Raw genomic sequence first — 2,037 nt, 5'->3', positions numbered from 1 at the left:
TCCGGCGGAACTCCGTCAGGCGTGGCCGGATCAGTGGGCTGCATCCGCCCATTCTCCACCGCCCGACAGGGATTCGAAACCCGGCTCTCGGTCAACTCGATACAGCGCACCGGTGCATCACCATCGAACTTTCATGACCCCGTCTGGATCCCGCCCTCCTCCGTCGTTGCCCGCCTCACATACGGGCAGCACAGAACCCGCTAAATCCTCTGGTACCGGCAGAAGAATCTGCGCTGCCCCAAGCAGCAATGTCACGCATGTTAAGGATTGATAACGCGCTGATAACGACGTCCGTAATGGCGGTAACGGGTCGATCACCTCATTTTGATTCTCATTGCTAAGCCTGCTTACGGTGTTTGGGAGGCGCCGAACAAAACCCAACCACAAGACGGGCCGGACCGCGCCGCCGGACCCCAACCCTTTAGGAGCAGTCATGGGAACTATGACCAAGCAGACCTGGATGAAGAAAGCAGCAGCACTGTCGATCCTGCCGATCAGCGCATTCGGACTGACGGCCTGCAACACCGAAGGACCCGAGCAGGGCACCGATGTGGAGGACATCTCCGAGGGCGAGGTCGCGGAGACTTCACCGGCACCTGAAGAAACGGAAGCCGAACCCATGCCTCCATATGACGGCCCGTATGACCAGAACTTCTACGACGAAGCCGATGCCTATGTTGGCCAGGAAGTCACAATCTCCGCCGAGGTGACGGAAACCCTTTCGGATGACACCTTCGTGATCGCTGGTGCTGCTGGCACTGCCGTTGATCCGTTGCTGATCGTCGAGCTGGAGGAGATCCCGCCCCTGGATGAGGGCCAGGTCGTCCAGTTGACCGGCACAGTCCAGCAGGACTTCGATATCGCGGCCGCGGAAGAGCAGCTTGGGATCGATCTGGAGGACGAGCTGTACGCCGACTACGAGGGCCAGCCCTACGTTGAGGCCATGAGCGGGGAAATCCTCGAGGACTAGTGATCACCGTCCTGCCATCCCAGTACGAAGTGCACCACAACTGGAAAAGGAGAACACCATGATTTCCCAGAACGACATCTCCCGGATCCTCGAATCCGGCGGCAAGGTCATCGGTAACGACGGCGACAAGGTCGGCTCCGTCGGCCAGATCTACGTCGATGATCAGACCGGCAACCCCAGCTGGGTCACCGCCAACACCGGGCTCTTCGGCTCCAACGAGTCCTTCGTACCCCTCGAAGGCGCAACGCTTGAGGGCAACGACGTCCGCGTCGGATACTCCAAGGCCAAGATCAAGGACGCACCCAACGTTACACCTGACGGTCACTTGAGCGAGCAGGAAGAGGCGGAACTCTACCGCTACTACAACATCGCGACCGGCGGCTACGCCGCCGGCGAGTACACCACCGGAACCGCCGGTGACTATGACCGTGCGACCGTCGGCCATGACACCTCCGGCCCGACCACGGACGATTCAATGACCCGTTCGGAAGAGCAGATCCGCGTGGGCACCGAACGTCGTGAAGCCGGCCGTGCCCGGCTGCGCAAGTTCGTCGTGACGGAGAATGTCACCCAGACGGTCCCGGTCCAGCGTGAAGAGGTCCGCGTTGAGCGTGAACCGATCACTAACGCCAACCGGGATGAAGCCCTCGCCGGCTCTGCCGCCGGCGGGGATGAGCACGAGGTCGTTCTCCACGAGGAGCGCCCCGTAATTCAGAAGGAAACCGTACCGGTCGAGCGGGTCCGCCTGGAGAAGGAAACCGTCACCGAGCAGCAGACCGTCAACGAGGAAGTCCGCAAAGAGCAGATCGACACCGAAGACGTCGACGGCACCCGGGACGGACGCTAACCAGCGCAGTCGCTTAAACCAAACCGATTTCAGGAGGAACCATGAGCACCAGCGCAGGATCCGCCCACGATGGGTCAGACGACTACGACCACCGGCACGTCCGACATCATGACATCGACAGGGACCAGCGGGACCACCTGGTGGAACGGGAAAAGGAGAGGTTCGGCGGCGTCAAGATCGGCTCGGCCTTCTTCGGCTGGCTTACCGCCACCGGAACCGG

Annotated in this window: 3 protein-coding genes; all 3 read left to right on the top strand. The window is 61.3% G+C overall.

Annotated features, from left to right (window positions below; all coding sequences use genetic code 11):
* Window positions 1-204, top strand: a 204-nt coding sequence (locus AC4D2M_RS17150) for a hypothetical protein (protein ID WP_490893107.1), incomplete at its 5' end; no start/stop codon positions are given.
* Window positions 205-433: 229 nt separating this feature from the next.
* Window positions 434-970 (top strand): hypothetical protein, encoded by a 537-nt coding sequence (locus AC4D2M_RS17145; protein ID WP_490893106.1) that lies wholly within the window; start codon window positions 434-436, stop codon window positions 968-970.
* 58 nt (window positions 971-1,028) lie between these two features.
* Window positions 1,029-1,817 carry a PRC and DUF2382 domain-containing protein gene (locus tag AC4D2M_RS17140; protein ID WP_490893105.1) on the top strand — a complete coding sequence of 263 codons (789 nt, stop codon included), beginning with the start codon at window positions 1,029-1,031 and terminating at the stop codon, window positions 1,815-1,817.
* The last annotated feature ends 220 nt before the right edge of the window (window positions 1,818-2,037 follow it).

The organism is Arthrobacter sp. TJ-270 (assembly GCF_058269075.1).
Note: the sequence above shows the minus strand (reverse complement) of the source record. Positions and strands in the feature narration are given on the sequence as shown.